Origin of the sequence: Oceanibaculum indicum P24 (assembly GCF_000299935.1) — a bacterium.
Taxonomy (GTDB): domain Bacteria; phylum Pseudomonadota; class Alphaproteobacteria; order Oceanibaculales; family Oceanibaculaceae; genus Oceanibaculum; species Oceanibaculum indicum.
In genome coordinates this window covers 1-24,748 of the sequence record NZ_AMRL01000018.1, presented here as the reverse complement: position 1 = coordinate 24,748, position 24,748 = coordinate 1, and the positions used below count along the sequence as shown (strand labels likewise).

The following is a 24,748-nucleotide window of genomic DNA, read 5'->3' as shown; positions in this document are numbered from 1 at the left end:
CCCTGGCATCCCGTTGACATGATTATCCGCGTGTTATTCAAAATTTTATAACATCTAAAAAGTGATCCGGGCGGATTCAACCCCTCATGCGCCCGGAGGGGTGAATCCTGCCCGGACCGGGAACAGGGACGTCAATCAGGCGCGGCGCAGATTGTCGAGGAAACTGGCGATCCCCTGCTCCAGCTTGCCGACCTCGTCACGCAGGCCCGTTGCGACATCCTGCATGCTCATCGAAACCGCATTGGTGCGGCTGGCCGAGGATTGCAGGTGCTGAATATTGGCCGCCGTGTTGGAGACGCTCTGCGCCACCTTCTGTGCCGCACCGGAAATCTCGCTGGTGGCCGCGCTCTGCTCATGCACGGCGGAGGCGATGGTGGAGGTCACACCGTCGATGTTGGAGACAGCACCGGTGACCTGACCGATAGCCTGCACGGCCAGGCGAGTCGCTTCCTGGATCTCGCCGATCTGCTTGCGGATATTGTCGGTGGCCTCGCCGGTCTGGTTGGCCAGCGATTTCACTTCCGAGGCAACCACGGCGAAGCCCTTGCCGGCCTCGCCGGCGCGTGCGGCCTCGATGGTCGCATTCAGCGCCAGCAGGTTGGTCTGCTCCGCGATTTCCTGGATCAGCACCAGTACCGCGCCGATCTGTTCGGCACTCTGCGCCAGATCCTCAACGGTCTTGCTCGCGGTCCGGGCATCCTGGCCGGCGGAGTCGGTCAGCTGGGTTGCCTGGTTTACCTGCCGGCTGATCTCGCTGATCGAGGCGCTCAGCTCCTCGGAGGCCGTGGCCACGCTCTGCACGCCATTCGCGGCTTCTTCGGCCGAGCCGGCGGCCTCATCAGTCTCGCTCTGCGTCGAGGCGGCGGTTTCCGCCAGACGGTCGGACTCGGTCCGGGCCTTTTCCGATGCCTGCTTCAGATTGGCCGCAATCCGGCCGACGCCCTGCTCGAACTCGCTGGCGATCTTCATCATTTCGGCCCGGCGCTGTTCCGCCGTTGCCGCCTGGTCGCGTTCCCGCGCCAGGGACAGGCGTTCGGTTTCGGCCTGCGCCTCCTTGGCGGCATTGACGGCACTTTCCGAGGTGAACAGCGCTTTCACCAGATTGCTGGTCAGCCAGATCAGCACGCCGGTTTCCAGCACGACGATGACGGCGTGCAGGATGACGCGGGCAAGGCTGCCGCCATCGGGGAAGACCGCGGCGGGCAGGGCGAAGTTCAGCACCAGATGGTGCACGGCGACCACGCCCGCCGTCAGCAGGATGGTCGGCCAGCAGCAGAAGCCGGCGACAATGGCGAGGCCCGCAAAATAATACATGTGCAGGTCGATCTGCCAGGGATGGCCAGCGAAGGCATAGACAAAGGCCGAGACGATGATGACAAGCGCCACGCCAATGGTGTAACGCGCGCTGGCATGGGCGAGATCGCGGATCGAAGCCAGGGTGGCGATGAGGGCGGCGCCCGCAATGATGATGCTGGCGGTCACGGTGTTTGCCAGCCCGACGCCATAGCCGACGGCCAGCATCAGGGGCAGGTGGGCCCAGAGCAGGATCAGGGAGAACTTCGCCATGTTGTGGCGAAGCGCGATCAAATCGTTCATGATCTTTGTTTCCTAAAGGCTACAGCCGCGTGCACCGTCGGCGTTAAGAACCAGCAAGGCACCGTTGGCGAGAAGCGAACGGGGTGTATCGGAAGGGGCGGCCAGCATGGTGTTTCCATTCAGATAGGAAACCGGCAGCCAGCCGGCCTGCGATACGCGCAACAGCATGTCTTCCCGTTCCGTCCCCGGGGGAAAAACCACGGCAACGGACGCGCCTTCCGTCGGCGCCAGTGCCATCCAGGCGATGGCGACCGTGCCGAGCAAAGCGAGACCCAGAGCAGGAAGAAAGTTTTTCATCTGTGCATACATACTTGCTGCCTGATACGCCGGACGCGTTGATTTGGATCAACGCGTCCCTGAGCGGCAGAGTATGGCAGTGGGGTGCTAAGAAAGACTTAATGAAGTAAGTGCTTAAAATGCCAGTCTTCAGGAGGGCAGCGACAGGGTCGCCTGGCCATAGGTCAGGGTTTCCGCTGTCAGGTCGAAGCGCATCAGATCCTCGCCGATGATGACTGGTCCGCCATAGTCGGCACGGACCTCGGCCAGCAGCGCCTCGCGGTCACAGGCGGGCGGGACGAAATGCGTCAGCGCCAGACGTTTCGCGCCAGCGCGCTGCGCCATCTTGCCAACCTCGGTGGACAGTGTGTGGTAGGCGCCGACATTCGCCACCGTCTCGGCGGAGCGCACACCCGCGATCACCGGCATCTCGCGATGGATGAACACCTCGTTCACCAGCAGGTCGGCGCCCTTCGCCTGTGCTTCCAGCGCCGGGCAGGGGCGGGTATCACCGGACAGCACCAGCTTCCTGCCGCCGCTCTCGAACGCGAAGCCGAAGGCATGTTCGACCGGCCGGTGATTGACCGCGAAGCCGGTAGCCCGCAAGCTGCCGAAGCGTTCCGCCCAGCCATCCGATATTTCCGTGACCTCGACCTCAAGTCCGATGGTGGATGGCCTTGCCTCATGGGCGATGCGCTGCCGGCGCTCCGGCTCCCACAGTGCCATCAACCCCTCGACATAGCGCCGCGTCCCCTTCGGCCCGAAGATGCGCTGTGGGCGCTCTCGCCCCTGATGCCAGGATGAGATGATGAGCTGGTAGAGATCGACCAGATGGTCGGAATGGAGATGCGTCAGCAGCACCGCATCCAGCAGCTTGCCGGGGCAGCCCGCCGCCACCAGCCGCTGGGTGACGCCGGAACCGCAATCGACCAGCACGGCCGCGTCCGGTGTCCGGATCAGCTGCGCCGGTCCGTAGCGTTCCAGACTGACAACCGGGCATCCGGTGCCGAGAAGGGTAAGCTGCATGGGGTTCCTCCAGGAATTTTTCAGCATTGTTCGAGGAAAGCCGTGGCTCGACAAGCCGGTTTCTTGGCGCGGTTCGCGCGTGTAGCCTTTGCCAGGCCTAGAGAGGGAGGGATATCCATGCCGGTTGGTTTCAGATGGGTGCGCGGCCATGTCCGCGCGGATCGCGCGCTGGTGGATCGTTTCGCGGCGGTGCCCGTCGCCATCGTCAGCGACAATATGAACCGCATGTTCGCCGGCGGTGCCGATCTACGGCCAATGCACGCCTGTGAAGGGGGAAGCGGCGGGCTGGCCGGGGCGGCGCTGACGGTGCTGACAAGGCCGGGGGATAATCTGGTGATCCACAAGGCTATCGATGTCGCGGAACGGGGCGATGTGATTGTCGTCGATGCCGGCGGCGATACCACCAGTGCTGTGGTCGGCGAACTGATTGCCCGCCACGCGCAGGTCCGCGGTGTCGCCGGTTTCGTCATTAACGGGGCGATCCGCGATCTGGACGCCTTCCGCGGTGGCAATTTCCCGATCTTCGCCACCGGCGTCACCCATCGCGGCCCGTACAAGGACGGGCCGGGGGAGATCGGCGTTCCGCTCAGCATCGGCGGCATGGTGGTTCACTCCGGCGATATCGTCATTGGCGATGCCGATGGCGTGCTGGCGGTGCCGCGAGCCGAGGCCGGGTCGATCATCGGATTGGCCGAGGCACAGCAGGCGAAGGAGGCGGAAATCCTGCGGCAGATCGAATCCGGCACCTGGGACCGGCGCTGGGTGGACGAGATGCTGAAGGCCCGTGGGTTCACCGAGGAGTGATTCACCGAGCAGCGAGCTGGCGCCGTGCCGCATCCGGGCGCTTTCTTGTCCTCTTCTTTGATGGCATTGCGGATGAGAAGGTGACTTCTGCCAGATGCGACTTACTCTCACACATACCCGACGATGTGACCCGATCGCCGAGAGGTATTTGCTTTGCCCGGATATGTGACGCACAGACTAGCCGCCCCGATAGTGGCAACAGCTTTCCTGTGGCTGGCAATGCCGCAGGCTCTTGCCCAGGACGCCATCGTTACGACGGCAAGAGTGACGGTGGAGCCGATTGTCGAGACGGTGCCGCTGACCGGCACGGTGACGGCGCCCAGGCATTCGGCCCTGTCGGTCGCGGTGGCCGGGCTTGTGACCGCGGTGCATGCCGATATCGGCGACCGCGTCGAAGCCGGCGCCGTGCTGCTGGAGATGGATACCGAACTGGAACATCTGACACTGGATCGTCTTGCCGCGGCGACGCGGGCGGCAAGGGCGGCCTATGACGAGGCGCGCCGTCAGCTGCGTGTCGGCGAGGCGCTGGTCCAGCGCCGGGGCATCCCGGAGAACGAGGTCGAGGCCCGCGCCGCTGCCGTGCGGATCGCGAAGGCCGAGATGGAGCGCCTGCAGGCGGAAGAAGCCTTCCAGCTGGCACGCCTTGCCCGGCACAGGCTGGTCGCGCCCTATGCCGGAATCGTGTCGCGCCGTATGGCGAATGTCGGCGAATGGCTGAGCCCCGGCACGGCCGTGCTGGAAATGGTCGATGCCGGGCAATTGTTCCTGGATGTACGGGTGCCGCAGGAGGTTTTCCCGCGCATCGCTCCGGACATGCAGGCGACGGTTCGCTTCGATGCCCTGCCGGATCAGAACATCGTGGGAAGCGTCCAGGCGCTCATCCCGGTCAGCGATCCGGAAAGCCGTGCCGCCATCATGCGTGTTGCCTTCGATGCGGCCAGCCACCGCGTGGTTCCGGGCATGTCCGCGCAGGCTATTCTCCGGCTCGACACCGGCACCCGGGACATCATCGTCCCGCGCGATGCCCTGGTCCGCTTTCCCGACGGGCGGGTGGCGGTCTGGATCGTCGAGCGTACGAATGGCGAGATCCGCGTTTCCGAACGGCTGATCAGGCCGGGCATCACGGTGAATGGCAGTATTCAGGTGCTCTCCGGGCTGGAGGCCGGGATGGAGATTGTCACCCGCGGCAATGAGTCCCTGCGCGAGGGGCAGGCCGTCACCATCCGTTCCGACAGCTGACCGGGGGAGGCATCGTGTTCGAAGCCATCATTCGCCGTGGCACGCTGATGACCGTCACGGTCCTGGTGCTCGGCGTGCTGGGCGTCGTTGCCGCGACGCGCATACCGGTACAGATGATTCCCGATCTCGATGTGCGCACCATCTCGGTCCGGACGGACTGGCCGGGGGCGACGCCGCAGGATATCGAGAAGGAAATCCTGATCGAGCAGGAACAGTATCTGCGCAGCATTCCCAGCCTGGAACGGCTGGTCGCGACGGCCAGCACCGGCGAGGCGGAGATCGAGCTGGAATTCGCCTTCGACGTGGATATCACCGAGAAGCTGATCCAGGTGAACAACGCGCTAAGCCAGGTGCCGTCCTATCCGGAGAATGTCGATCAGCCGCGCATCTACGCCACTTCCTTCTCCGCCAATTCCTTCATGTTTTTCAATGTCACGCCGCTGCCGGGCAATCCGCGCGGCCTGAACATGATCATGATGGAGGATTTCCTCGACGATACCGTGCGCCCGCGCATGGAGGCGGTGACTGGGGTGTCGCGCGTCAATGTCTATGGCGGTGCTGAACGCCAGGTGCAGATATTGCTCGACCCGGCCCGCCTTGCCGAACGTGACCTGACCGTCCTGGATGTCCGGGAGGCACTGGCGCAGCGCAACAGGGACACATCCGGCGGCGAGCTGGAAAGCGGGAAACGGCGCTTTCTGCTGCGCACCATAGGGCGGTTCGACGATCTGGAAGCGCTCGGCGACCTCATTGTCGTGCGGCGCGGCGATGCGCTGGTCCGGCTGAAGGATCTCGGCGAGATCAGGCTGGGCCATGCCAAGCAGCGCACCGAATCCTTCGTGAACGGGCAACCGGTGGTCAGCCTGTCGGTGCGGCGCGAGAGCGGCTCCAATGTCATCGACATCAAGCGCGCAATGCTGGAAACCATCGACGAGGTGAATGCGGAGGTGCTGCGTCCCGCCGGCATGCAGATGACGTTGTTGTCCGACGATGTGCGCTATGTCGAGGCATCGGTGCGCAATGTCTGGATCAATCTGGGCATCGGCGCCGTGCTGGCGACTGCCGTGATGTTCCTGTTCCTGCGGTCCGGCAAGGCGACGCTGGTCGGCGTCATGGGCATCCCGCTCTGTACGGTCGCTGCTTTCCTAGGCCTGCTGCTGGCCGGGCGCACGGTCAATGTGATCTCGCTCGCCGGTGTCGCCTTCGCCATTGGGATGACCCTGGACAACAGCATCGTTGTGCTGGAAAGCATCGATCTCCACCGCCGCAAGGGGCTGGACCGCATGCGGGCGGCCATCGAAGGCGTCCGCAAGGTCTGGCCGGCGGTGGTTGCCTCCACCCTGACCACGATCCTGGTCTTTGTCCCGATCCTGTTCATCGAGGAGGAAGCCGGGCAGATCTATTCCGACATCGCCATCGCCATCTCCGCCTCGATTCTGGCTTCCATGCTGGTTGCGGTCACGCTGGTGCCGACCGCCGCCGCCCGCATCGATTTCATCGGCGCCGCGCCGGGCGGCAAAGCGGGAAAGGACGGTCCGGCCCGGAAGAAGCTGGACGAACGTATCGCCGACGGCGTTCAGGCGCTGATCGCCACGCCCGCCCGAAGGCTGGGCTGCCTTGCCGGCACAGTGGCGCTCTGCGCTTTCGTGATCGTCGGGCTGACGCCGGCGGCAGAATATCTTCCCGAAGGCGAGGAGCCCAAGACCTTCGCGGTGATGAATGCGCCGCCGGGCTATAACCTGTCAGCCATGTCGGAGATTGGCCGGGAGCTGGAGGCCTATTTCCTGCCCTTCGTGGATGATGACCCGGCGCGATTCGCGGCGGGCGAGGTGCCGGTACCGGCGATGCGCTACATCAACATGCGGATCGAGGCGCAGCAGATCCGCATCATCGCCGAGAGCGTCGATCCGGCGCAGATCGATGCGCTGAGCGAAGCCATTGCCAGAAAGTATCGAGAATATCCGGGCATGCGCGCCTTCGCCACGCAAGGCTCGATCATCACCAGCAATGATGGCGGCACGCGCAGCATCAATCTGGATATCTCCGGACCGTCGCTGCAGGCGGTGTATGAGGTGGCGCTGGCCGCCTACCGCCGTGCCGGGGAAATATTCGACAATCCGCGCATTCAGGCACAGCCATCCACCCTGTCGCTCTCCCAGCCGCTGATCGAGGTCCGCCCGGACTGGCGGCGTGCGGCCGAGCTGGGGCTGAACGGGCAGGATATCGGCTTCATGGTCTCAGCGCTGACCGATGGCGCCTATGTCGGCGAGTTCTTCCAGGATGACGATAAGATCGACATCTATTTCTACAGCGGGGAAGGGCAGCGCGTGCCGCTGGACGGGATCGGGACTTTGCCGATCCGGACACCGCAAGGCGCTGTCGTGCCGCTGTCTTCCGTGGCGCGGATCGTGGAGACCGTCGATACCAACATCATCCGCCGGCTGAACGGACGCCGCACCCTCACCCTGAACGTGATCCCGCCCGACGATGTGCCGCTGGAATCCGGCGTGGCGCTGGTCCGCCAGGAACTGGTGCAGCATCTGCGCGACAGCGGCGCGGTACCGGCTGACATCCGCATCGATATCTCCGGCGCCAGCGACCAGCTTGCCGCCACGCAGGAGGCGCTGTCCGGCAATTATGTCGTGGCCATCGTGATCGTCTATCTGCTGCTGGTGGCCATCTTCACTCATTGGGGGTATCCTCTGCTGATCATGGCGACGATTCCGCTGGGCATTGCCGGCGGTATCGTCGGGCTGTGGCTAATGAATGTCGTGGGGGGATGGCTGCCGAGCGTTGGTCTGGCCGAAATCCGCCAGCCCTTCGACATGATCTCCATGCTTGGCTTCCTGATTCTGATGGGAACGGTGGTGAACAACCCGATCCTGATCGTGCATCAGGCCATGGAACTGATCCGCAAGGAGGGGCGCGGGATCAGGGACGCCATCCGCGAGGCTGTCGCGTCGCGCCTGCGGCCGATTGCCATGTCAACCATCACCACGATCTGCGGGCTGGCGCCGCTTGTGCTGCTGCCGGGTGAGGGGACCGAACTCTACCGGGGAGTCGGCGCCATTGTGCTGTTCGGTATCCTGGGCGCGACCATCGTGACGCTGACTTTCCTGCCCTGCCTGATGGTGTTCGTGCTGGGCTGGGGGGAACGGCGCAAGGCCTCAGCGCTTGGTTAACCGCTTCGGTTTGGAATCCGGCCCGCCCAGATACCAGGCGCAGCCCAGTGCCAGGCACAGGGCGATAAATCCAAAGGCGAGGCGGTAGGCATCCTCCGTGTAGCCGGCGCTGGTATTGGGGAAGGCATTCACGATGGCGCCGGTCGCCACCGGCAGGAAGGCGCAGCCGAACACCTGCGCCAGGTTCACCGTGGTGATGCCGCGCCCGGCCAGATGGTCCGGGAACAGGCTGCGGCCATGCGCGACGATGACCAGCGAGTAGGTGGTCACGAAGCACAGCAGTACCAGCAGGGAGATGGCGAACCAGGCCGGTGGGGATTTCAGCAAGGCCAGCGCCAGCAGCACGGCGATGGTGCCGGCGGCGCCTGCCGCGACCAGCCATTTGCGTGTGTTGAAGACCCGGTCGAGCGGCCCGAAGCTCAGGATGCCGGCGATCTGCGCCGCCCCCATCGCCAGCAGCACATTGCCGCGTCCCACCGCATCCAGCCCATGGATGTCATGCAGGTAGGGGCCGCCCCACAGGCCCAGAACGGTCGACTGGCTGGCATAGGCGAAGGTATGGACGGCGAGGATGCGGCTGAGATGCGGCGTCTTCCAGACCGCCATCAGCCCACGCAGGATATCGCCAAACCCGTCCTTGCTGGGCGGCGGGGCCGGGCGGCCCGGTGGATCGTCGCGGACCAGCAGGTAGAACACGGCACCGGTAAGGCCGGTGACGATGGCCGTGCCAGCGAAGGTCCAGCGCCAGCCAAACAGGTCTGCGGAGGCGGCAAGCGGCGTGGCGGCCAGCAGCGTACCGATCTGGCTCAGCGAGAATACCCAGCTCAGCACCATGCTCAGCCGGTCGCCGCCAAACCAGCGCGAGGACAGCATGACCGCTCCCATGAAGCTGCCGCCGCAGCCCAGCCCCAGCAGCAGGCGGGCGGCCACCAGCTCCTCGCCATTGCGCGCCACGGCGTGCAACAGCGCACCGGCAACGGCGATGCCTGTCAGCCAGGCAACGGTGCGCCGCGTGCCGATGCGGTCGAACAGGATGCCGACCGGAATCTGCGCCACGAACAGCGCGATGTAGAAGCTGCCATTGGCCAGGCCGAGCATCGCTGGCGACAGCGACAGATCCTGGATCAGTTCCGGCGCGATGACGCCCAGCGAGGTACGGAAGAACTGGCTGACGATGGTGATGGCCGCCAGCATGGGCAGCAGCGTCATCGTCGCGCGGACCGGTATGGCGTGCGGGTCGGTCATGAAGGGTTCCGGTCTGCCTGTGCCTGTTGAGCCAATACTCTAGCCATCGGAAGGCCCGATGCGCAGCCCCGGCGTGCGCAGTGCGGCCCTGCGATAAAGTCGGGCCGGAGGATAGGCGCTTGCAGGTGCCAACGCTTCGGGCCGGCGTGTATAGTGACGGCAAAAGCCGCCTGAGAGCGGTGCCAAGGGAGAGAGCGGGATGAGCGATAAAACCGACCGGGTGGTCGGCGTGCTGGGCGGGCTGGGGCCCGAGGCGACGCTGGACTTCATGGCGAAGCTGCTGGAACGCACCACGGCGCTGACTGGCGCATCGACCGACCAGGAGCACCTGCATCTGCTGGTCGATTGCAATCCCAAGGTGCCGAACCGCAACCGTGCGGTGGCCGGCACCGGCCCGTCTCCCGCTCCCGACCTTGCCGCCATGGCGCGCCGTCTCGATGCCGCCGGGGCCGACCTGCTGGTGATGGCCTGCAACACCGCGCACCACTGGGAGGCCGATATCCGCGCGGCAACCGATCTGCCGTTCCTGTCCATCCTCGATGCCACGCTGGAGGCGCTGCGCCGGCAGGCGCCTGAAGCCCGCACCGTCGGCGTGCTGGCGACCGAGGGTACGCGCGCGGCGCGATTGTACGAGACTTCGCTGGAACGCGCCGGCTATCGGCCTGTCGGCTTCGACGATGCGGCGCAGGCCCGTTTCATGGAATTGCTCTACCGCATCAAGGCGGGCGAGCGCGGCGCTGATATCCGTGCCGCCATGCGCAGCCTCGCCGAGGGACTGGCGGAGCAGGGGGCGGACGCCATCGTCGCCGGCTGTACCGAGGTGCCGCTGGTTCTGGGGCCAGACGATCTTTCGCTGCCCTTCATCGATTCCTCGCTTGCCCTGGCCGATCTCACGGTCAGAATCGCCAAGCGGCTGCAGCCGCTTCCCGCCTTTACCGATAACAAGAAACCGACAGGAAACGCCGCATGAACCTCGCCCGCTTTCCCCGCCACCGCTTCGCCCATCTGCCGACGCCGCTGGAGCCGATGGAGCGGCTGTCGCAGCATCTCGGCGGCCCCAATCTGTGGATCAAGCGCGACGACTGTACCGGCCTTGCCTCGGGCGGTAACAAGACGCGCAAGCTGGAATATCTGATGGCCGACGCGCTGGCGCAGGGGGCTGATACCGTCATCACCCAGGGTGCCGTCCAGTCCAACCATGCGCGCCAGACCGCGGCTGCAGCCGCGCGCCTCGGCATGGCCTGCCACATCATCCTGGAACACCGGATTGACGAGGCACCGGGCGAATATCTGAAATCCGGCAATGTCTTCCTTGACCGGCTGTTCGGCGCCTATCTGTCCGACTGCCCCGGCGGCACCGACATGAACGCGGCAATGGCGAAGAAGGCAGAGGAGCTGAAGGCGGCGGGGAAGAAGCCCTACATCATCCCCGGCGGCGGCTCCAACCCGGTCGGTGCGCTGGGCTATGTGAACTGCGCCATCGAGCTGGTGGCGCAGGCGAATGAGATGGGGCTGCGCATCGACCATCTGGTGCATGCGACCGGCAGTGCCGGTACCCAGGCCGGCCTTGTGACCGGGCTGGAGGCGATCCGCTCCGGCATTCCGGTACTGGGCATCTCGGTACGCGCACCTAAGGAAAAGCAGGAGGAGAATGTCTTCGCGCTGGTCGAGAAGACGGCGGCGCATCTGGGCATTCCGGGCGCTGTCGCGCGGCAGTCTGTGAAGGCCAATGCCGACTATGTCGGGCAGGGCTATGGCATCCCGACCGAGAGCATGCTGGAGGCGCTGCGCCTGACCGCCGAGATGGAGGGGATCATCCTTGACCCGGTCTATTCCGGCAAGGGCATGGCCGGCCTGATCGACCTGATCCGCAAGGGCCATTTCAAGAAGGGCGAGAACGTCGTGTTCCTGCACACCGGCGGCTCGGTCGGGCTGTTCGGCTATACCGGCGCCTTCGAGGAAACGCTCTCCGACCGCCCCGGCATCGCCTGAGGCGGTGCGTTACTCATCATCCTGTCATTCCCGGGCTTGTCCCGGGAATCCAGGCTTCAGCTAGCCTTGGCAGCGATCCAGCTGGCTGAACCCTGGCCCCCCGCAACAAGTGCGGGGGTGACGGAAGAGTGAAATCCAAACAGTCGTGCTTGGAAACCCGCTAATACCGGATGCGCGGGTCGAGGAAGGCGTAGGACATGTCGATCGCCAGATTGATCAGCACCTTGGTCCCGGCGAACACCAGGATCAGCCCCTGCACGATGGGATAGTCGCGCTTCAGCACAGCATCGACGGTCAGCCGCCCCAGGCCGGGGATGTTGAACACGGTCTCGGTGATGACGACGCCGCTGATCAGCAGTGCGATACCGATGCCGATAACCGTCACGATGGGTACGGAGGCGTTCTTCAGCGCATGCAGCAGCAGCACGCGCTGTGTCGCCAGCCCCTTGGCGTTGGCGGTGCGGATATAATCCTGCGCCAGCACGTCCAGCATGGAGGCGCGGGTGATGCGTGCGATCAGCGCCATATAGGTGGTGCCCAGTGCCACTGCCGGCAGGATCAGGCTCTGGATGCAGGGCCACAGCCCCTGCGCCAGCGGCTTGTAGCCCTGCACGGGCAGCCAGCGCAGCTGGATCGAGAACACATAGATCAGCACATATCCGGCCAGGAAGACGGGAATGGCGAAGCCCAGCACGGAGATCACCATGACCAGCCGGTCGATGATGGTGCGGGCCTTCCAGGCGGCCAGAACGCCAAGCGGGATCGCCAGCGTGACGGCGACGAACAGCGTCGCCAGCATCAGCATCAGCGTCGGCTCCAACCGCTGCGCGATCAGCGTGGTGACCGGCAGGTTGGAGAAGATCGACACACCGAGATCGCCCTGAAGAATATCGGAAAGCCAGAGGATGAACTGCTCCCAGATCGGCAGGTCGAGCCCCAGCTTGGCACGGATCGCCTCGATATCGGCCAGGGTCGCGTCGTCGCCGGCGATCAGCGCCGCGGGATCGCCCGGCGCCAGGCGCAGCAGCATGAACACGAAAACCGCCACGACGGCCATGACGGGAAGGGTGGCGAACAGCCGGCGGAGGAGATAGGCGGTCATCCGGGCATCCAGACGCTTCGGAAACACAAAACCGGGAAAACAGAACCGGTGGCTGCCCCGGGCTTTTCCCTGCAGGCAGCCACCGGAAGGAGAGAAGGGGATCAGCCCTTCTTTTCGATATTCCAGAACACCGTCAGGCCGGTGACCGGAACGATGCCGTCGATCTTGTCGGACCGGTAGGCGAGCGGCTGGGTCCACTGGCCAAAGTTGATGTAGGGCACGACATAGGCCGCGCGCTCCTGGATCTTCTTCGCCATTGCCTTGCGCTCATCCACCGTCTTGGCGAAGGCGAATTCGGCGCGCAGCTTTTCCAGCTCCTCGTCGCAGGGCCAGCCGACATTGGCCTTGTCGCAGCCGGCGCCGATCCAGGTATTCAGCGCCGGATTCAGCGAGCCAACGCCAGAGGAGGTGGTGACGAAGATGTTCCAGCCGCCATCCTCGGGCTTCTCGCGCTTGGCCCGGCGGGCAACGACGGAGCCCCAGTCGATGGACACCGCGTTCACGTTCAGACCCGCCTCGCGCATGCTGGTCAGCAGCACCTGCGCGGCCGGGGTGATGGTGTGGTGGTCGGTGGCGGCCAGCACATAGATCGGCTCGTTGTTGTAGCCGGCGGCCTTCATCAGCTCGAGCGCCTTCTTCGGATTGTAGTCGGCGATCATCTCCTTACCGCTATCGTTCGAATAGGGCGTACCACAGGTGATGAAGCTGTAGCACTCGCGGTAATATTTCTCGTTGCCGACGATGGTCTGCAGGAAGTCCAGCTGCTTGACCACTCGGTACATCGCCTGCCGCGCCTCCGGCTTGTCGAACGGCGGATGCAGGTGGTTGATGCGGATCGTGCCCCAGTGGCTGTCCACACTGCCGGTATTGATGACCTTGATGTTGGAATCGCCTTCCAGGATCGGGATGAAATCGACCGAGGGCTGTTCCAGGAAATCGATCTCGCCGGCGATCAGCGCCTGCATGCGGGTCTGCGCATCGGCGATCCACAGCAGCTCGACCTTGTCCACCTTCGGGATTTTCGCGCCGGAGAAGACGGAGGGCTTTTCCTTGCGTGGCACATAGTTCGGGTTCTTCGCATAGACCGTCTTGCTGCCCGGCACCCACTGGTCCTTCAGCATCATGAAGGGGCCGGAGCCGACGGCTTCCGTCACCTGGGCATTGCCCTCGGTCTTGGCGTCCTGCTCCCGCATGATCACCGGCACCATGGTGCCGGTCTTGCCCAGCGTGTCGAGCACCAGCCCGTAGGGCTTGGACAGCGTCATGGTGAAGGTCTTGTCGTCCACCGCTTCCAGCGCGGTGACGTAGCTCATCATGGCGCGGGCCGCCTGGTCCTTGCCGCCCCAGCGCTTCAGCGAGGCGATCACGTCCTTCGTGGTGACCGGAGTACCGTCATGCCATTTCAGCCCGTCGCGCAGGGTGAAGCTGTACTTCAGCCCGTCGTCGCTGATCTTGTAGTCGCCGACCATCTGGGGGTGCGGCACCAGATCCTCGTCCACGCCGAACAGCGTGTCATAGACCAGCATACCGTGGATGCCGGCAATGGTCTGCGTCGTCCAGTGCGGGTCGAGCGTACGCACGTCGGCATGCATGGAGGCGCGCAGCACCGATTCCGCCTTGGCGGGAAGGACGGCCACGCCGGCCAGGAGCAGGGCGGAAGCACCACCCAGCAGAATGCGTTTAAAGGAAGATCGTGTCATCGCCATCCCCTCCGGAATCCCTGTTCAATCGATATTTTGCTTACTTGTCTGTCAATATGACTAATTTACTATGCTGTCCGCAAAACAGGGGCGCAACAAAATAGAACGCTGATCTGCAAATCGGTTCGTTGACCTGCGTTAGCCGCCGGGTTTGCATAAGAAAATTGTCCGCGGCGTCCGCTGCGGTTACGACCCGCCATCCTTAGGAAAGCCAGCCCGTGCCGACAGAAAACCCGCGTATCGCCCTTCTGGGCTTCGCCATCGAATGCAACCGTTTTTCCCCGGTCTCGACGGCGGCGGATTTCGCGGAGGATACCGACATCAGCGGCGAGGAGATCGTCCGCCAGTCACGCTCGGAGAACTCCATCACCCTGCCGGACCTTCCGGGCTTCTTCGCGGAGATGGACCGCACCGGCCCCTGGACGCCGGTGCCGCTGCGCGTCGCGCTGGCGCAGCCGGGCGGACCGGTCGATCAGGCCTATTTCGAGGAATTCGTTGCCGACATCCTGGATGGGCTGCGCAAGGCCGGGCCGCTCGACGGCATCTTCATTTCCTCGCACGGTGCGGCGCTGGCGACCGGCAGCGACGATCCGGACGGCGATCTGTTCGAGGCGATCCGCAGCGTTGTCGGCCCGGACCTGCCGATTGCCGCTGTATTCGATCTGCACGCGAATATTTCACGCAAAATGATTGATAATGTGTCGGTTTTTGTTGGCTATCTTAAGAATCCGCACACCGATATCTATGACCGGGGCGTCGAGGCGGCGAAGCATCTGCGCGAGTTGCTGGCCGGCAGCAAGACCGCCATCGAAATGGTGAAGCTGCCGTTGGTGCCGCCCTCCATCGCGCTGCTGACCGCGCCGGGCAATCCCTATGGCGAGGTGATCGCTTACGGCCAGTCCAAGGTCGGCGGTGACATCATGAATGTTTCGGTGATGGCTGGTTTCGCCTTCTCCGACTGCCCGAAGAACGGCTTCACGCCCGTGGTGACGGCGCGCAATGGCAATCGCGCGGCGGCGCGTGCGCTGGCGCTGGATATCGCGCAGAAGGTCTGGGCGATGAAGGAGCGCTTCAAGAAGCCGATGACCTCGCTGGAGGACGCGGTGGCACTGGCCGTCGCTGCCGGGGAGGGGAAGCGCGATCCGGTTCTGCTGGCCGATGTTGCCGACAATCCGGGCGGCGGCGGGCGCGGCAACACTATCTATATCCTGAAGGCGCTGGTCGAGGCGGGAGCGAAGGGCGCAGCGCTGGGCGTGTTCTTCGACCCCGCATTGGCTGCCGAGGCGCACCGGCTGGGCAAGGGGACGCGCTTCACCGCCACCTTCAATTCCAGGGAGAGCAACGAGTTCTCGCAGCCCTTCACCGCCGAGGTGGAGGTGCTGGCGCTGGCGGATGGTCCCTTCGTCGGGCGGCGCGGCATGTATCAGGACATGGCCTGCGATCTGGGGCCGGCGGCGTTGCTGCAGGTCGGCGGCGTGCAGGTCGTGGTCATCACCAACCGCCAGCAATGTCTGGAGCCGATGCAGCTGGAGCTGTTCGGTGTCGATCTGTCGAAGGTGCGCTGCCTCGTGGTGAAGAGCCGGGGGCATTTCCGCGCCGGCTTCGACGAGTTCTTCACGCCCGACCGGATCTATGAGGTGGATTGCCCCGGCCTGACCTCGCCCGCACTCCACAACTTCAACTGGACCCGCCTGCCGCGCCCTGTCTATCCGCTGGACGAGCAGACCGTCTGGACCCCGCCCGCCGCCTGAGTCTGCCGCCTGAGGAGCCTTCCATGCGTCTGTTCTCCGCGACCATTGCCACCGAGACCAACACCTTTTCGCCGCTGCCGACCAGCCTGGATGCCTTCCGGGAGAGCGTCTGGCTGCGTCCGGGCGAGCATCCCGACGACACGCCGCGCATGTGCACCGCACCGCTGTTCGTTGCCCGCAAGCGCGCCAAGGCGGAGGGCTATACGCTGATCGAGGGCAGCTGCTTCGCCGCCAGCCCGGCCGGCACGGTGAACCGCGATGCCTATGAGTTCATGCGCGACGAGGTGCTGGACCAGCTGAAGGCGGCGCTGCCGCTGGACGGCGTGCTGTTCGGCCTGCATGGCGCGATGGTCGCCCACGGCTATGACGATGTGGAGGGCGATATTCTGGAGCGCGCCCGCGCCATCGTCGGGCCGGACTGCGTGATCGGCGTGGAGCTGGACCCGCACTGCCACCTGACGCTGAAGCGGATGAAGAACGCCGACATCGTCATCCTCTACAAGGAATTCCCGCATACCGACGTGCAGGACCGCGCGGAAGACCTGCTGGACTTGGTGCTGCGCACGATCCGCGGCGAGGTGAAGCCGGTCATGTCGGTCTATGACTGCCGGCAGATCAGCAGCTACCCAACGACACTGCCGCTGATGCGCGGCTTCGTGGACCGCATGTTCGCGCTGGAAGGCAAGGACGGCATCCTCTCGGTCTCCGCCGCGCACTGCTTCCCCTATGGCGACGTGCCGGAACTGTCGGGACGCATCCTGGTGGTGGCGGATGGGGACAAGGCGAAGGCCGATGCGCTGGCCACAAAGCTGGGCGAGGAGTTCGTCTCCATGCGCGGTAAGACCATGCCGGAATATCACTCGATTTCCTCCGGCGTGAGGCAGGGTATCGACTCCAATGTGGCACCTGTGGTCATGGCCGATCCGGCGGATAATGCCGGCGGCGGCGCGCCCTCCGACAATACCAGCATCTTGCGCGAGCTGATCGCGCAGGATGCGCAGGATGCCGCGGTCGGCCCGATCTGGGACCCGCTGGCCGTTCGGCTGTGCTTCGATGCCGGTCTGGGGGCGACCTTCCCCCTGCGCTTCGGCGGCAAGATCGGCCCGACCTCCGGCCAGCCCATCGATGCCATGGTGGAGGTCACGGCGCTGGCCCGCGACTGCCGGCAGAGCTTTGGCCCGACCACCGTGCCGCTGGGCGATTGTGCCGCTATCCGCATCGGCGGGGTGAAAGTGGTGCTGATCTCCAACCGTACCCAGGCGCTGGGGCTGGAGCTGTTCCGCAATGTCGGCATCGAGCCGACGGAGCAGAAAATCCTGCTGGTGAAGTCCACCAACCACTTCATGGCCGCCTTCGGGCCCATTGCCAAGAAGGTGCTCTACATCGAATCCGATGCGCCGCTCAGCCGCACCTATGAGAAGATTCCCTTCACCAAGGTGCAGCGCCCGATCTGGCCGCTCGACAAGGAGACCAGCCCAGGGTTGATTTTTTAATCCCCTGTCAGTGCCGGGCTTGACCCGGCAATCCAGGCGCGGTGGGTTGAGACGTCACAGGTAGGGCATCGCCCCTAGACCCTCGGGTCAAGCCCGAGGGTGACGAGGGAGTATGGGAAGCTCCTTGCATTCCAACATATCTCGTCATGGTCGGGCTTGACCCGACCATACAGCGGAAGGCGCAGCTTCAGAGCAGTAAGGGATACAGATCATTCCAGTCCGGATTGTCCGTTTCAATCAACTGCACCTTCCAGATCCGCAACCAGGTCTTCAGACGTTTCTCCCGACGGATCGCCTGCTCGGAGGTGGCGTGTTCCTCGAAATAGACGAGATGGTGGATTTTATAGCGTTTGGTGAAGCCGGGTACGGCCGCTTCGCGATGCTCGTGGATACGGCGGATGAGGTCGTTGGTCGTGCCGATATAGAGCGTGCCGCCCGGTTTGCTGGCGAGGATGTAGGTGTAATAGGGCATCCGTATACATCCTGCGGCAACGCCGGATGGATGGTCGGGTCAAGCCCGACCATGACGAAGTAACTGTTATGTTCGGAAGTGAGATTTACTAATTACAATATCTGCCCAAGATACGGTGTTGGTTCCGCAATATAATCTTTGCACACCAGGTTCAATGTATGCAGATCTGATGTTGAAGGCAGGATGTCTTTCCGGCTTTTTTCCAGCAGTGTTTAGATGTGCTGATATAATTTGAATTAAGCTCATTTTGGTGGTGGCGGCATTTAAGCAGCGTAATGTGCTAACAATTGCATCGCGGCTCATCCTGCGCCTTGGGGCATGTTCATGATAAAGACGCTCAATTTTACCTTCATTGTACTGCTCAACTACAAAACAAATTTCGCCTGCCTTTAGCTGTGGGCATGGCTTGTGCGGTTCATATGTCTTGTTTAGTCCGGCGTTCATGTGGATATGCTAATTAATTTTTGCTCTGTGGACTAGGAGAAGTTACGCCGTTGACCCCACCGGATTTTTGTCACCATACTTTACAAGATAAAGCTGCCCTAAGGCGGCGCTGATGAACAGAGGCGGGGTGAGGCGAATGGGACAATCAATTGAAATTGCCGTGAAAATGCCTCCACGCCGCTCCTTCGCCTTGAGAGGCTGAGGGCATGGCAGCGGTCACCGAGGGCGGCACTGGCACGGCCAGCGCCGCCGAGGCACCCGGTCTTCTCTCCCGCGCCCGCACGGCGATCCGGCGCAACCCCACCATCTTCATCGGCGGGAGCATCCTGCTGACCCTCATCGTGCTGGCGGTGATCGCGCCCTGGATCACCGGCGATCCGCTGAAGCTGAACCCCGCGCAGCGCCTGAAGCCGCCGTCGGAGCGCTGGTGGTTCGGCACCGACCAGTATGGTCGCGACGTCTATTCCCGCACCATCTATGGCGCCCGCGTCTCGCTGGTGGTGGGTCTGGCGGTCGCTGCCTTCGCCAGCGTAATCGGGCTGACGCTGGGGCTGCTGTGTGGCTATTTCCGCAAGGTGGATGCCATCGTCATGCGGATCATGGACGGCATCATGTCGATCCCCTCCATCCTGCTGGCGATCGCGCTGATCACCCTGACCCGTCCGGGCCTCGGCATCGTGCTGGTTGCCATCGTCATTCCCGAAGTGCCGCGCATCGTGCGACTGACACGCTCGGTCGTGCTGTCGATCCGCAGCCAGCCCTATATCGAGAGCGCGATATCGGGCGGTACGCGCGGGCCGAAGCTGCTGGTGAAGCACATATTGCCGAACACCATGGCGCCGCTGATCGTGCAGGCAACCTATGTCTGTGCCTCCGCCATGCTGGTGGAGGCGGGGCTGTCCTTCCTGGGCGCCGGTGTGCCGCCGGAAATCCCCAGCTGGGGCAACATCATCTCGCAGGGCCGCACCTTCTTCCAGATCGCGCCCTGGAGCATCCTGATCCCCGGCGCCTTCCTCACCCTCACCGTGCTGGCGGTGAACATGCTGGGCGACGGTCTGCGCGACCGGCTGGACCCGAGATTGTCGAGGCGCATGTGAGCATTCTGAAGGTCCGGGACCTCAAGACCCATTTCTTCACCCAGGATGGCGTGGTGCGGGCCGTCGATGGCGTGTCCTTCGAGGTGAGCCAGGGCGAGACGCTGGCCATCGTCGGCGAATCGGGCTGCGGCAAGTCGGTGACCTCGCTGTCGATCCTGCGGCTGATCCAGGCCGAGACCGGCCGCATCGTCGATGGCGCCATCGAATTCGAGGGGCGCGATCTCACCAAACTCTCCGAGGAGGAGATGCGGGCGATCCGCGGCCACGAAATCTCGATGATCTTCCAGGAGCCGATGACCAGCCTGAATCCGGTGCTGACCATCGGCACGCAGATTGCGGAGAATGTGGTGCGGCACCTGGGCGTGTCCTGGGAGCAGGGACTAGAGCGCGCGCGGGAGATGCTGGAGCTGGTCGGCATCGCCGATGCGAAGCGGCGGCTGAACGAATATCCGCATCAGCTTTCCGGCGGCATGCGCCAGCGCGTGATGATCGCCATCGCACTCTCCTGCAATCCGAAGGTGCTGATCGCCGACGAGCCGACCACCGCGCTGGATGTGACCATCCAGGCGCAGATCCTCGATCTGATGATCGAGCTGAAGCAGAAGATCGACGCCGCCATCATCCTGATCACCCACGATCTCGGCGTGGTCGCGGAAACCGCGCAGCGTGTCGTGGTCATGTATGCCGGCCGCAAGGTCGAGGAGGCAACAGTCGAGGAGCTGTTCGAGAACCCGCTGCACCCCTATACGCGCGGGCTGATGCGCGCCGTGCCGCGCCTCGATATCGATGCCGAGGCGGAAGGGCGCCGCGCCCGCCTGCAGGAGATTCCGGGCCTCGTGCCGGTGCTGACACAGCCGATCCCCGGTTGCGCCTTCGCGCCGCGCTGCGACTTCGCCACCGACCGCTGCCGCGCTGAACGGCCGCCGCTGGTCGAGAGCCGGCCGGGCCATGTCGCCGCCTGCTGGGAAACCGCCCGCGTGATGGAGAGTGCCGCATGAGCTCCGAACAGCCGAGCCTCGAAGTCCGCAACCTCGTGAAGCATTTCCCGATCCTCGGCGGGCTGTTGCAGCGCCAGGTCGGCGCGGTGCGTGCGGTGGATGGCGTGTCTTTCAGCCTGAAGCGCGGCGAGACGCTGGGCGTGGTCGGCGAATCCGGCTGCGGCAAATCCACCGTCGGCAAGACCGTGCTGAAGCTGCTGGAGCCGACCTCCGGTGAAATCCTGCTGGGCGGGACGGATGTGACGCATCTGAGCCAGGGGAAGATGTGGGAACACCGGCGGCGCATCCAGACCGTATTCCAGGACCCGTATTCCTCGATGAATCCGCGCCTGCGGGCCGGCACCATCGTCGGCGAACCGCTGGAGAATTACGGCATCGCGCGGGGCCGGGAGAAGGACGAGCGGGTGGCGCAGCTGTTCCAGCGCGTCGGGCTGCGGCCGGAGAACATGCGGAAATACACGCATGAATTTTCCGGTGGCCAGCGCCAGCGTCTCGGCATTGCCAAGGCGCTGTCGGTCAATCCCGATGTGATCGTGGCCGACGAGCCGGTCTCCGCGCTCGATGTCTCGGTGCAGGCGCAGGTGCTGAACCTGCTGATCGACCTGCAGGAGGAATACCGGCTTGCCTATCTGTTCATCAGCCATGATCTGGCCGTCATGCGCCATATCAGCCACCGCATCGCGGTGATGTATCTGGGGCGGGTGGTGGAGCTGACGGACAAGCGCACCTTGTTCACGCGCCCCTTGCATCCCTATACCGAGGCGCTGTTGTCGGCCGCGCCGATCCCTGACCCGAAGAAGAAGCGCGCCAGCCGGCTGATCCTGCAGGGCGATGTACCGAGCCCGGCCAAGCCGCCCAGCGGCTGCCATTTCCACACACGCTGCCCCTATGTCATCCCGGAATGCCGGCAGATCGATCCGGTGCTGATGGAGGTGGCGCCGGGCCAGCAGGTCGCCTGTATCCGCCGCCCGGTCGGCGCCGAACCCGTCCCGCTTACCCCCACCGTCTGATCCCCTTACTGAAAGACCGTTCCATGTCTGCCGAGTCGCTGTTGTCCCTGTCCGCCGTCGAACTGCGCCGCCGCATCGGCACGAAGGAGGTTTCCCCGGTCGAACTGCTGGAAGCCTGCATCGATCGTATCGAGGCGGTGAATCCGGCGGTGAACGCGATCTCCGCCAAGGGCTACAGGCGCGCGCGGGAGGAGGCAAAGGCCGCCGAGGCGGCGGTGCTGAAGGGCGGTGAGCTGGGTCCGCTGCACGGGCTGCCGCTGGGCGTGAAGGATCTGCAGGATACCGAGGGGCTGCTGACCACCCACGGTTCGCCGCTTTACCGCGACAATGTGCCGAAGAAGGACTCGGCGCAGATCGCGCTGGCCCGCAAGGGCGGCGCCATCGTCACCGCCAAGACCAACGTGCCGGAGTTTGGCGCCGGCGCCAATTCACGCAACCCGGTCTGGGGCGCCACCGGCAACCCGTTCAACCCGACCCTGAATGCCGGCGGCTCGTCCGGCGGCTCGGCGGCGGCGCTGGCCTGCGACATGCTGCCGATCTGCACCGGCTCTGACACAGGCGGTAGCTTGCGCATCCCCGCCGCGATCTGCGGTATCGTCGGCTTCCGCCCGTCACCGGGGCTGGTGCCGATGGATGGGCGCGGCCTCGGCTGGACGCCGATCTCGGTGCTGGGGCCGATGGGCCGCAATGTGGCCGATACCCGCCTGCTGTTCGCCAGCCAGGTCGGGGTGGATGACCGCGATCCGCTGTCCCAGCCGGTCGATCCGAAGGAGATTGCCGCCTATCGTCCGGTCGATCTGGGTACGCTCCGCGTCGCCTGGAGCGTCGATTTCGGCCAGTGCCCGGTCTCTTCCGAGATCAAGCAGGTGATGCGCGACCGCATGAAGGCGATGGGGCATCTGTTCAAAAGCTGCGACGAACTGACGTTCGATTTCGGCGAGGCGGACCGCTGCTTCGACGTCGTGCGCGGCCAGAGCTACCTCGCGCGTTATCACCATTCCTACAATAACGAGCGCGAGAAGCTGGGGCCGAACATCATCGCCAATTACGAGCTGGCGGCCTCCATGTCGCTGGCCGATGCGGCCTGGGCGCATACCGAGCAGACCAGCCTGTTCCGCCGCTTCCAGGCGCTCTATAGGGAGTACGACCTGATCCTGGCGCCGACCACGCCGGTTTCGCCCTTCCCCTGGACGCAGCTCTACCTGCAGGAACTCGAAGGCCAGAAGCTGCGTAACTACTATCACTGGCTGGCACTGACCTATTTCATCACGCTGACCACCAACCCGGCGATCTCGCTGCCCTGCGGCGTCGATGCGCAGGGCATGCCGTTCGGGCTGCAGGCCATCGGCCGCTTCCGCGGCGATCTGGAATTGCTGAACATCGCGCAGGGCATGGAGCAGGCTTTTGCCGGCATTCCGGGCCTCGGCCGGCCGAAGCCGGATATGGCCAAGCTGCGCGATCCCCGGCCGGAGCTGAAATCCATCGTCACCGCCCCGCCGGCGGAGAGTGCGTAAACACGATTGTCATGCCCGGGCTTGACCCGGGCATCCAGGGGCGGTGCCTAGCCTCTGACATCGAATAACGGGAAAAAGCCGATGCAGCCTGGATTGCCGGGTCAAGCCCGGCAATGACATGCGAGTAGGATGAATCGCCATGAACATCGAAAAGCTGAAGCGGGAGATCGCCCTCAACTATTCCACCCCGGCGGTGGTCATCGACCTCGACGTGGTGGAGCGCAACATCGCCCGCGTGCAGGCGCTGTGCGACAAGGCGGGGGTGGCCAACCGGCCGCACATTAAGACCCACAAGAGCCCGGTGTTGGCGGCACTGCAGCGCAAGGCCGGTGCTTCCGGCATCACCTGCCAGAAGCTGGGCGAGGCCGAGGTGATGGCCGATGGCGGGCAGGACGACATCTTCATCAGCTACAATCTGCTGGGCGAGGAGAAGATGGGCCGCCTCGCGAAGCTGATGCAGCGTGTGACCATGCGCGTCGCCGCCGATAACCCCATCGTGGTCGGAGACCTCGCCAAGGCTGCCACACTGGCCGGCAAGCCGCTCGATGTGGTGGTGGAATGCGATACCGGGCGCAAGCGATCCGGCGTCGAGAGCCCGGCGGACGCGATTGCCGTCGCCCGCGCCATCAAGGAGGCCGAGGGGCTGAATTTCGCCGGCTTCATGCTCTATCCGCCCGAGGATGCGATGGCGGAGACGCAGACCTTCCTCGACACTGCCACGGCAGGCGTGCGCGACATGGGGCTGGAGGTCACTGTGGTGTCCTCCGGCGGTACGCCGAACCTCGTCAATCTCGGCAAGATCAAGGGGGCGACCGAACACCGCGCCGGCACCTGCATCTTCAACGACCGGATGATGCTGGCCTGCGGGGCGGCCACGCTGGAGGATTGCGCGCTGACCGTCTATTCGACGGTTGTCAGCCGCGCGGCACCTGAGCGCGGCATCCTCGATGCCGGCTCCAAGACCCTGACCGTGGAGACCATGCCGGGGCTGGACGGGCACGGGTTGATCCTCGACCATCCGCAGGCGCGCATCCCGAAATTCTCGGAAGAACACGGCTTCCTCGACCTGTCGGCCTGCAACGAACGGCCGGGCGTGGGAGAGGTGGTGCGCATCGTGCCGAACCATGTCTGCGTCGTGTGCAACATGGTGGACCGCTATGTCACCGTGCGCGGGGACGAGATCGTGGGCGAGCTGCCGGTGGCCGCGCGCGGTCGGCTGAGCTGAGAAGAGGGACAGGGCAATGCACGATCTGGTGCTGAAGGGCGGCCGGGTGATCGATCCGGCGCAGGGGCTGGACAAGGTCACCGATGTCGGCTTTACGGGCGGCAAGGTGGCCGCCGTCGGCGACGGGCTGCAAGGCAAGGAGGTCCGCGACGTTTCCGGCAAGATCGTCACGCCCGGCCTGATCGATCTTCACACCCATGTCTATTACGGCGGCACTTCGCTGGGCGTCGATCCCGATTCCTACGCGCGGCAGGCCGGCTGCACCACGCTGATCGATGCCGGCTCGGCCGGGCCGGGCAACATTCTGGGCTTCCGCAAGCATGTGATCGAGCGGTCGGAAACCCGCATCGTGCCGCTGATCAACATCTCCTATCCCGGCATCTTCGCCTTCTCGCTGAATGTGATGTTCGGCGAGAACGAGAATCTACGGCTGATCTCTTCGCCGGAATGCCTGAAGGCGGCGCGTGAGCATGCCGATCTGGTGCGCGGCATCAAGGTGCGCGTCGGCCGCACCACCAGCGGGCCGATGGCGATCGCGCCGCTCGACATGGCGCTGGAAGTGGCGGATCACGCCGGCCTGCC

At 64.5% G+C, this 24,748-nt stretch carries 20 protein-coding genes and 1 pseudogene; 13 read left to right on the top strand and 8 right to left on the bottom strand.

What is annotated here, in order from left to right; all coding sequences use genetic code 11:
* Positions 1 to 135: 135 nt before the first annotated feature.
* The 3 genes from P24_RS13305 to P24_RS13295 form a co-directional block, all read right to left on the bottom strand.
* Positions 136 to 1,596, bottom strand: coding sequence for a methyl-accepting chemotaxis protein (locus P24_RS13305; RefSeq protein ID WP_008945254.1), 1,461 nt, complete (start codon positions 1,594 to 1,596; stop codon positions 136 to 138).
* A 12-nt stretch (positions 1,597 to 1,608) separates the two neighbouring features.
* On the bottom strand, positions 1,609 to 1,905 hold the full coding sequence (locus P24_RS13300; protein WP_008945253.1) for a hypothetical protein: 297 nt from the start codon (positions 1,903 to 1,905) through the stop codon (positions 1,609 to 1,611).
* A 117-nt stretch (positions 1,906 to 2,022) separates the two neighbouring features.
* Entirely contained in the window at positions 2,023 to 2,898 is an 876-nt protein-coding gene (locus P24_RS13295; protein ID WP_008945252.1) for an MBL fold metallo-hydrolase, read from the bottom strand.
* Between the two features lie 117 nt (positions 2,899 to 3,015).
* Here P24_RS13295 and P24_RS13290 point away from each other — a divergent pair, with 117 nt between their 5' ends.
* The 3 genes from P24_RS13290 to P24_RS13280 all read left to right on the top strand — a co-directional run bounded on the left by P24_RS13290 (position 3,016) and on the right by P24_RS13280 (position 8,123).
* The gene (locus tag P24_RS13290) at positions 3,016 to 3,702 is read left to right on the top strand and encodes an RraA family protein (protein ID WP_008945251.1); all 687 of its coding nucleotides are present in this window, start codon (positions 3,016 to 3,018) and stop codon (positions 3,700 to 3,702) included.
* A 219-nt stretch (positions 3,703 to 3,921) separates the two neighbouring features.
* The gene (locus P24_RS13285) at positions 3,922 to 4,941 is read left to right on the top strand and encodes an efflux RND transporter periplasmic adaptor subunit (protein ID WP_083859769.1); all 1,020 of its coding nucleotides are present in this window, start codon (positions 3,922 to 3,924) and stop codon (positions 4,939 to 4,941) included.
* 14 nt (positions 4,942 to 4,955) lie between these two features.
* The gene (locus tag P24_RS13280; RefSeq protein ID WP_008945249.1) at positions 4,956 to 8,123 is read left to right on the top strand and encodes an efflux RND transporter permease subunit; all 3,168 of its coding nucleotides are present in this window, start codon (positions 4,956 to 4,958) and stop codon (positions 8,121 to 8,123) included.
* On the opposite strand, the gene P24_RS13275 is transcribed toward P24_RS13280, so the two are convergent.
* A complete protein-coding gene (locus tag P24_RS13275; protein WP_008945248.1) occupies positions 8,109 to 9,368 on the bottom strand; it encodes an MFS transporter in 1,260 nt (419 codons plus the stop codon). The genes P24_RS13280 and P24_RS13275 overlap by 15 nt on opposite strands.
* 199 nt (positions 9,369 to 9,567) lie before the next feature.
* On the opposite strand from P24_RS13275, the gene cuyB reads away from it, so the two are divergent.
* A complete protein-coding gene (gene cuyB, locus P24_RS13270; RefSeq protein WP_008945247.1) occupies positions 9,568 to 10,338 on the top strand; it encodes a cysteate racemase in 771 nt (256 codons plus the stop codon).
* Positions 10,335 to 11,360: a D-cysteate sulfo-lyase gene (cuyA, locus tag P24_RS13265; protein WP_008945246.1), complete on the top strand. Its 1,026-nt coding sequence runs from the start codon at positions 10,335 to 10,337 to the stop codon at positions 11,358 to 11,360. Before cuyB ends, cuyA begins: the two co-directional genes overlap by 4 nt.
* A gap of 160 nt (positions 11,361 to 11,520) precedes the next feature.
* On the opposite strand, the gene P24_RS13260 is transcribed toward cuyA, so the two are convergent.
* Both P24_RS13260 and P24_RS13255 read right to left on the bottom strand, forming a co-directional pair.
* Complete coding sequence (locus P24_RS13260) at positions 11,521 to 12,462, bottom strand: ABC transporter permease (protein ID WP_008945245.1); 942 nt, start codon at positions 12,460 to 12,462, stop codon at positions 11,521 to 11,523.
* A gap of 101 nt (positions 12,463 to 12,563) precedes the next feature.
* Complete coding sequence (locus P24_RS13255; RefSeq protein ID WP_121219133.1) at positions 12,564 to 14,162, bottom strand: ABC transporter substrate-binding protein; 1,599 nt, start codon at positions 14,160 to 14,162, stop codon at positions 12,564 to 12,566.
* Between the two features lie 218 nt (positions 14,163 to 14,380).
* Between P24_RS13255 and P24_RS13250 the strand changes: the two genes are divergently transcribed.
* Together P24_RS13250 and P24_RS13245 are read left to right on the top strand one after the other, a co-directional pair.
* Entirely contained in the window at positions 14,381 to 15,913 is a 1,533-nt protein-coding gene (locus tag P24_RS13250) for a M81 family metallopeptidase (protein WP_008945243.1), read from the top strand.
* Positions 15,914 to 15,936: 23 nt separating this feature from the next.
* Positions 15,937 to 17,406, top strand: a complete 1,470-nt coding sequence (locus tag P24_RS13245) for a M81 family metallopeptidase (RefSeq protein WP_008945242.1) — start codon at positions 15,937 to 15,939, stop codon at positions 17,404 to 17,406.
* 187 nt (positions 17,407 to 17,593) lie between these two features.
* Here P24_RS13245 and P24_RS13240 read toward each other — a convergent pair whose 3' ends face one another.
* Positions 17,594 to 17,878: a GIY-YIG nuclease family protein gene (locus P24_RS13240; protein WP_008945241.1), complete on the bottom strand. Its 285-nt coding sequence runs from the start codon at positions 17,876 to 17,878 to the stop codon at positions 17,594 to 17,596.
* Positions 17,879 to 17,944: 66 nt separating this feature from the next.
* The gene (locus P24_RS20100; protein ID WP_156816304.1) at positions 17,945 to 18,322 is read right to left on the bottom strand and encodes a hypothetical protein; all 378 of its coding nucleotides are present in this window, start codon (positions 18,320 to 18,322) and stop codon (positions 17,945 to 17,947) included.
* A gap of 206 nt (positions 18,323 to 18,528) precedes the next feature.
* Between P24_RS20100 and P24_RS13235 the strand changes: the two genes are divergently transcribed.
* The 6 genes and pseudogenes from P24_RS13235 to P24_RS13210 all read left to right on the top strand — a co-directional run.
* The gene (locus tag P24_RS13235; RefSeq protein WP_008945240.1) at positions 18,529 to 19,419 is read left to right on the top strand and encodes an ABC transporter permease; all 891 of its coding nucleotides are present in this window, start codon (positions 18,529 to 18,531) and stop codon (positions 19,417 to 19,419) included.
* Positions 19,416 to 20,417 (top strand): ABC transporter ATP-binding protein, encoded by a 1,002-nt coding sequence (locus tag P24_RS13230; protein WP_008945239.1) that lies wholly within the window; start codon positions 19,416 to 19,418, stop codon positions 20,415 to 20,417. Before P24_RS13235 ends, P24_RS13230 begins: the two co-directional genes overlap by 4 nt.
* Positions 20,414 to 21,427 carry an ABC transporter ATP-binding protein gene (locus tag P24_RS13225; RefSeq protein ID WP_008945238.1) on the top strand — a complete coding sequence of 338 codons (1,014 nt, stop codon included), beginning with the start codon at positions 20,414 to 20,416 and terminating at the stop codon, positions 21,425 to 21,427. Before P24_RS13230 ends, P24_RS13225 begins: the two co-directional genes overlap by 4 nt.
* A gap of 23 nt (positions 21,428 to 21,450) precedes the next feature.
* Positions 21,451 to 22,941, top strand: a complete 1,491-nt coding sequence (locus P24_RS13220) for an amidase (RefSeq protein ID WP_008945237.1) — start codon at positions 21,451 to 21,453, stop codon at positions 22,939 to 22,941.
* Between the two features lie 139 nt (positions 22,942 to 23,080).
* Positions 23,081 to 24,166 carry a D-TA family PLP-dependent enzyme gene (locus tag P24_RS13215; protein ID WP_008945236.1) on the top strand — a complete coding sequence of 362 codons (1,086 nt, stop codon included), beginning with the start codon at positions 23,081 to 23,083 and terminating at the stop codon, positions 24,164 to 24,166.
* A gap of 16 nt (positions 24,167 to 24,182) precedes the next feature.
* A pseudogene (locus tag P24_RS13210) lies at positions 24,183 to 24,748 on the top strand (hypothetical protein); the annotation flags it as partial.

Coding starts and splice junctions, on each gene's coding strand:
- P24_RS13305 (WP_008945254.1), bottom strand. CDS start 1,596: ATGAACGATTTGATCGCGCTTCGCCACAACATGGCGAAGTTCTCCCTG.
- P24_RS13300 (WP_008945253.1), bottom strand. CDS start 1,905: ATGTATGCACAGATGAAAAACTTTCTTCCTGCTCTGGGTCTCGCTTTG.
- P24_RS13295 (WP_008945252.1), bottom strand. CDS start 2,898: ATGCAGCTTACCCTTCTCGGCACCGGATGCCCGGTTGTCAGTCTGGAA.
- P24_RS13290 (WP_008945251.1), top strand. CDS start 3,016: ATGCCGGTTGGTTTCAGATGGGTGCGCGGCCATGTCCGCGCGGATCGC.
- P24_RS13285 (WP_083859769.1), top strand. CDS start 3,922: ATGCCGCAGGCTCTTGCCCAGGACGCCATCGTTACGACGGCAAGAGTG.
- P24_RS13275 (WP_008945248.1), bottom strand. CDS start 9,368: ATGACCGACCCGCACGCCATACCGGTCCGCGCGACGATGACGCTGCTG.
- cuyB (WP_008945247.1), top strand. CDS start 9,568: ATGAGCGATAAAACCGACCGGGTGGTCGGCGTGCTGGGCGGGCTGGGG.
- cuyA (WP_008945246.1), top strand. CDS start 10,335: ATGAACCTCGCCCGCTTTCCCCGCCACCGCTTCGCCCATCTGCCGACG.
- P24_RS13260 (WP_008945245.1), bottom strand. CDS start 12,462: ATGACCGCCTATCTCCTCCGCCGGCTGTTCGCCACCCTTCCCGTCATG.
- P24_RS13255 (WP_121219133.1), bottom strand. CDS start 14,162: ATGACACGATCTTCCTTTAAACGCATTCTGCTGGGTGGTGCTTCCGCC.
- P24_RS13245 (WP_008945242.1), top strand. CDS start 15,937: ATGCGTCTGTTCTCCGCGACCATTGCCACCGAGACCAACACCTTTTCG.
- P24_RS13240 (WP_008945241.1), bottom strand. CDS start 17,878: ATGCCCTATTACACCTACATCCTCGCCAGCAAACCGGGCGGCACGCTC.
- P24_RS20100 (WP_156816304.1), bottom strand. CDS start 18,322: ATGAACGCCGGACTAAACAAGACATATGAACCGCACAAGCCATGCCCA.
- P24_RS13235 (WP_008945240.1), top strand. CDS start 18,529: ATGGCAGCGGTCACCGAGGGCGGCACTGGCACGGCCAGCGCCGCCGAG.
- P24_RS13225 (WP_008945238.1), top strand. CDS start 20,414: ATGAGCTCCGAACAGCCGAGCCTCGAAGTCCGCAACCTCGTGAAGCAT.
- P24_RS13220 (WP_008945237.1), top strand. CDS start 21,451: ATGTCTGCCGAGTCGCTGTTGTCCCTGTCCGCCGTCGAACTGCGCCGC.
- P24_RS13215 (WP_008945236.1), top strand. CDS start 23,081: ATGAACATCGAAAAGCTGAAGCGGGAGATCGCCCTCAACTATTCCACC.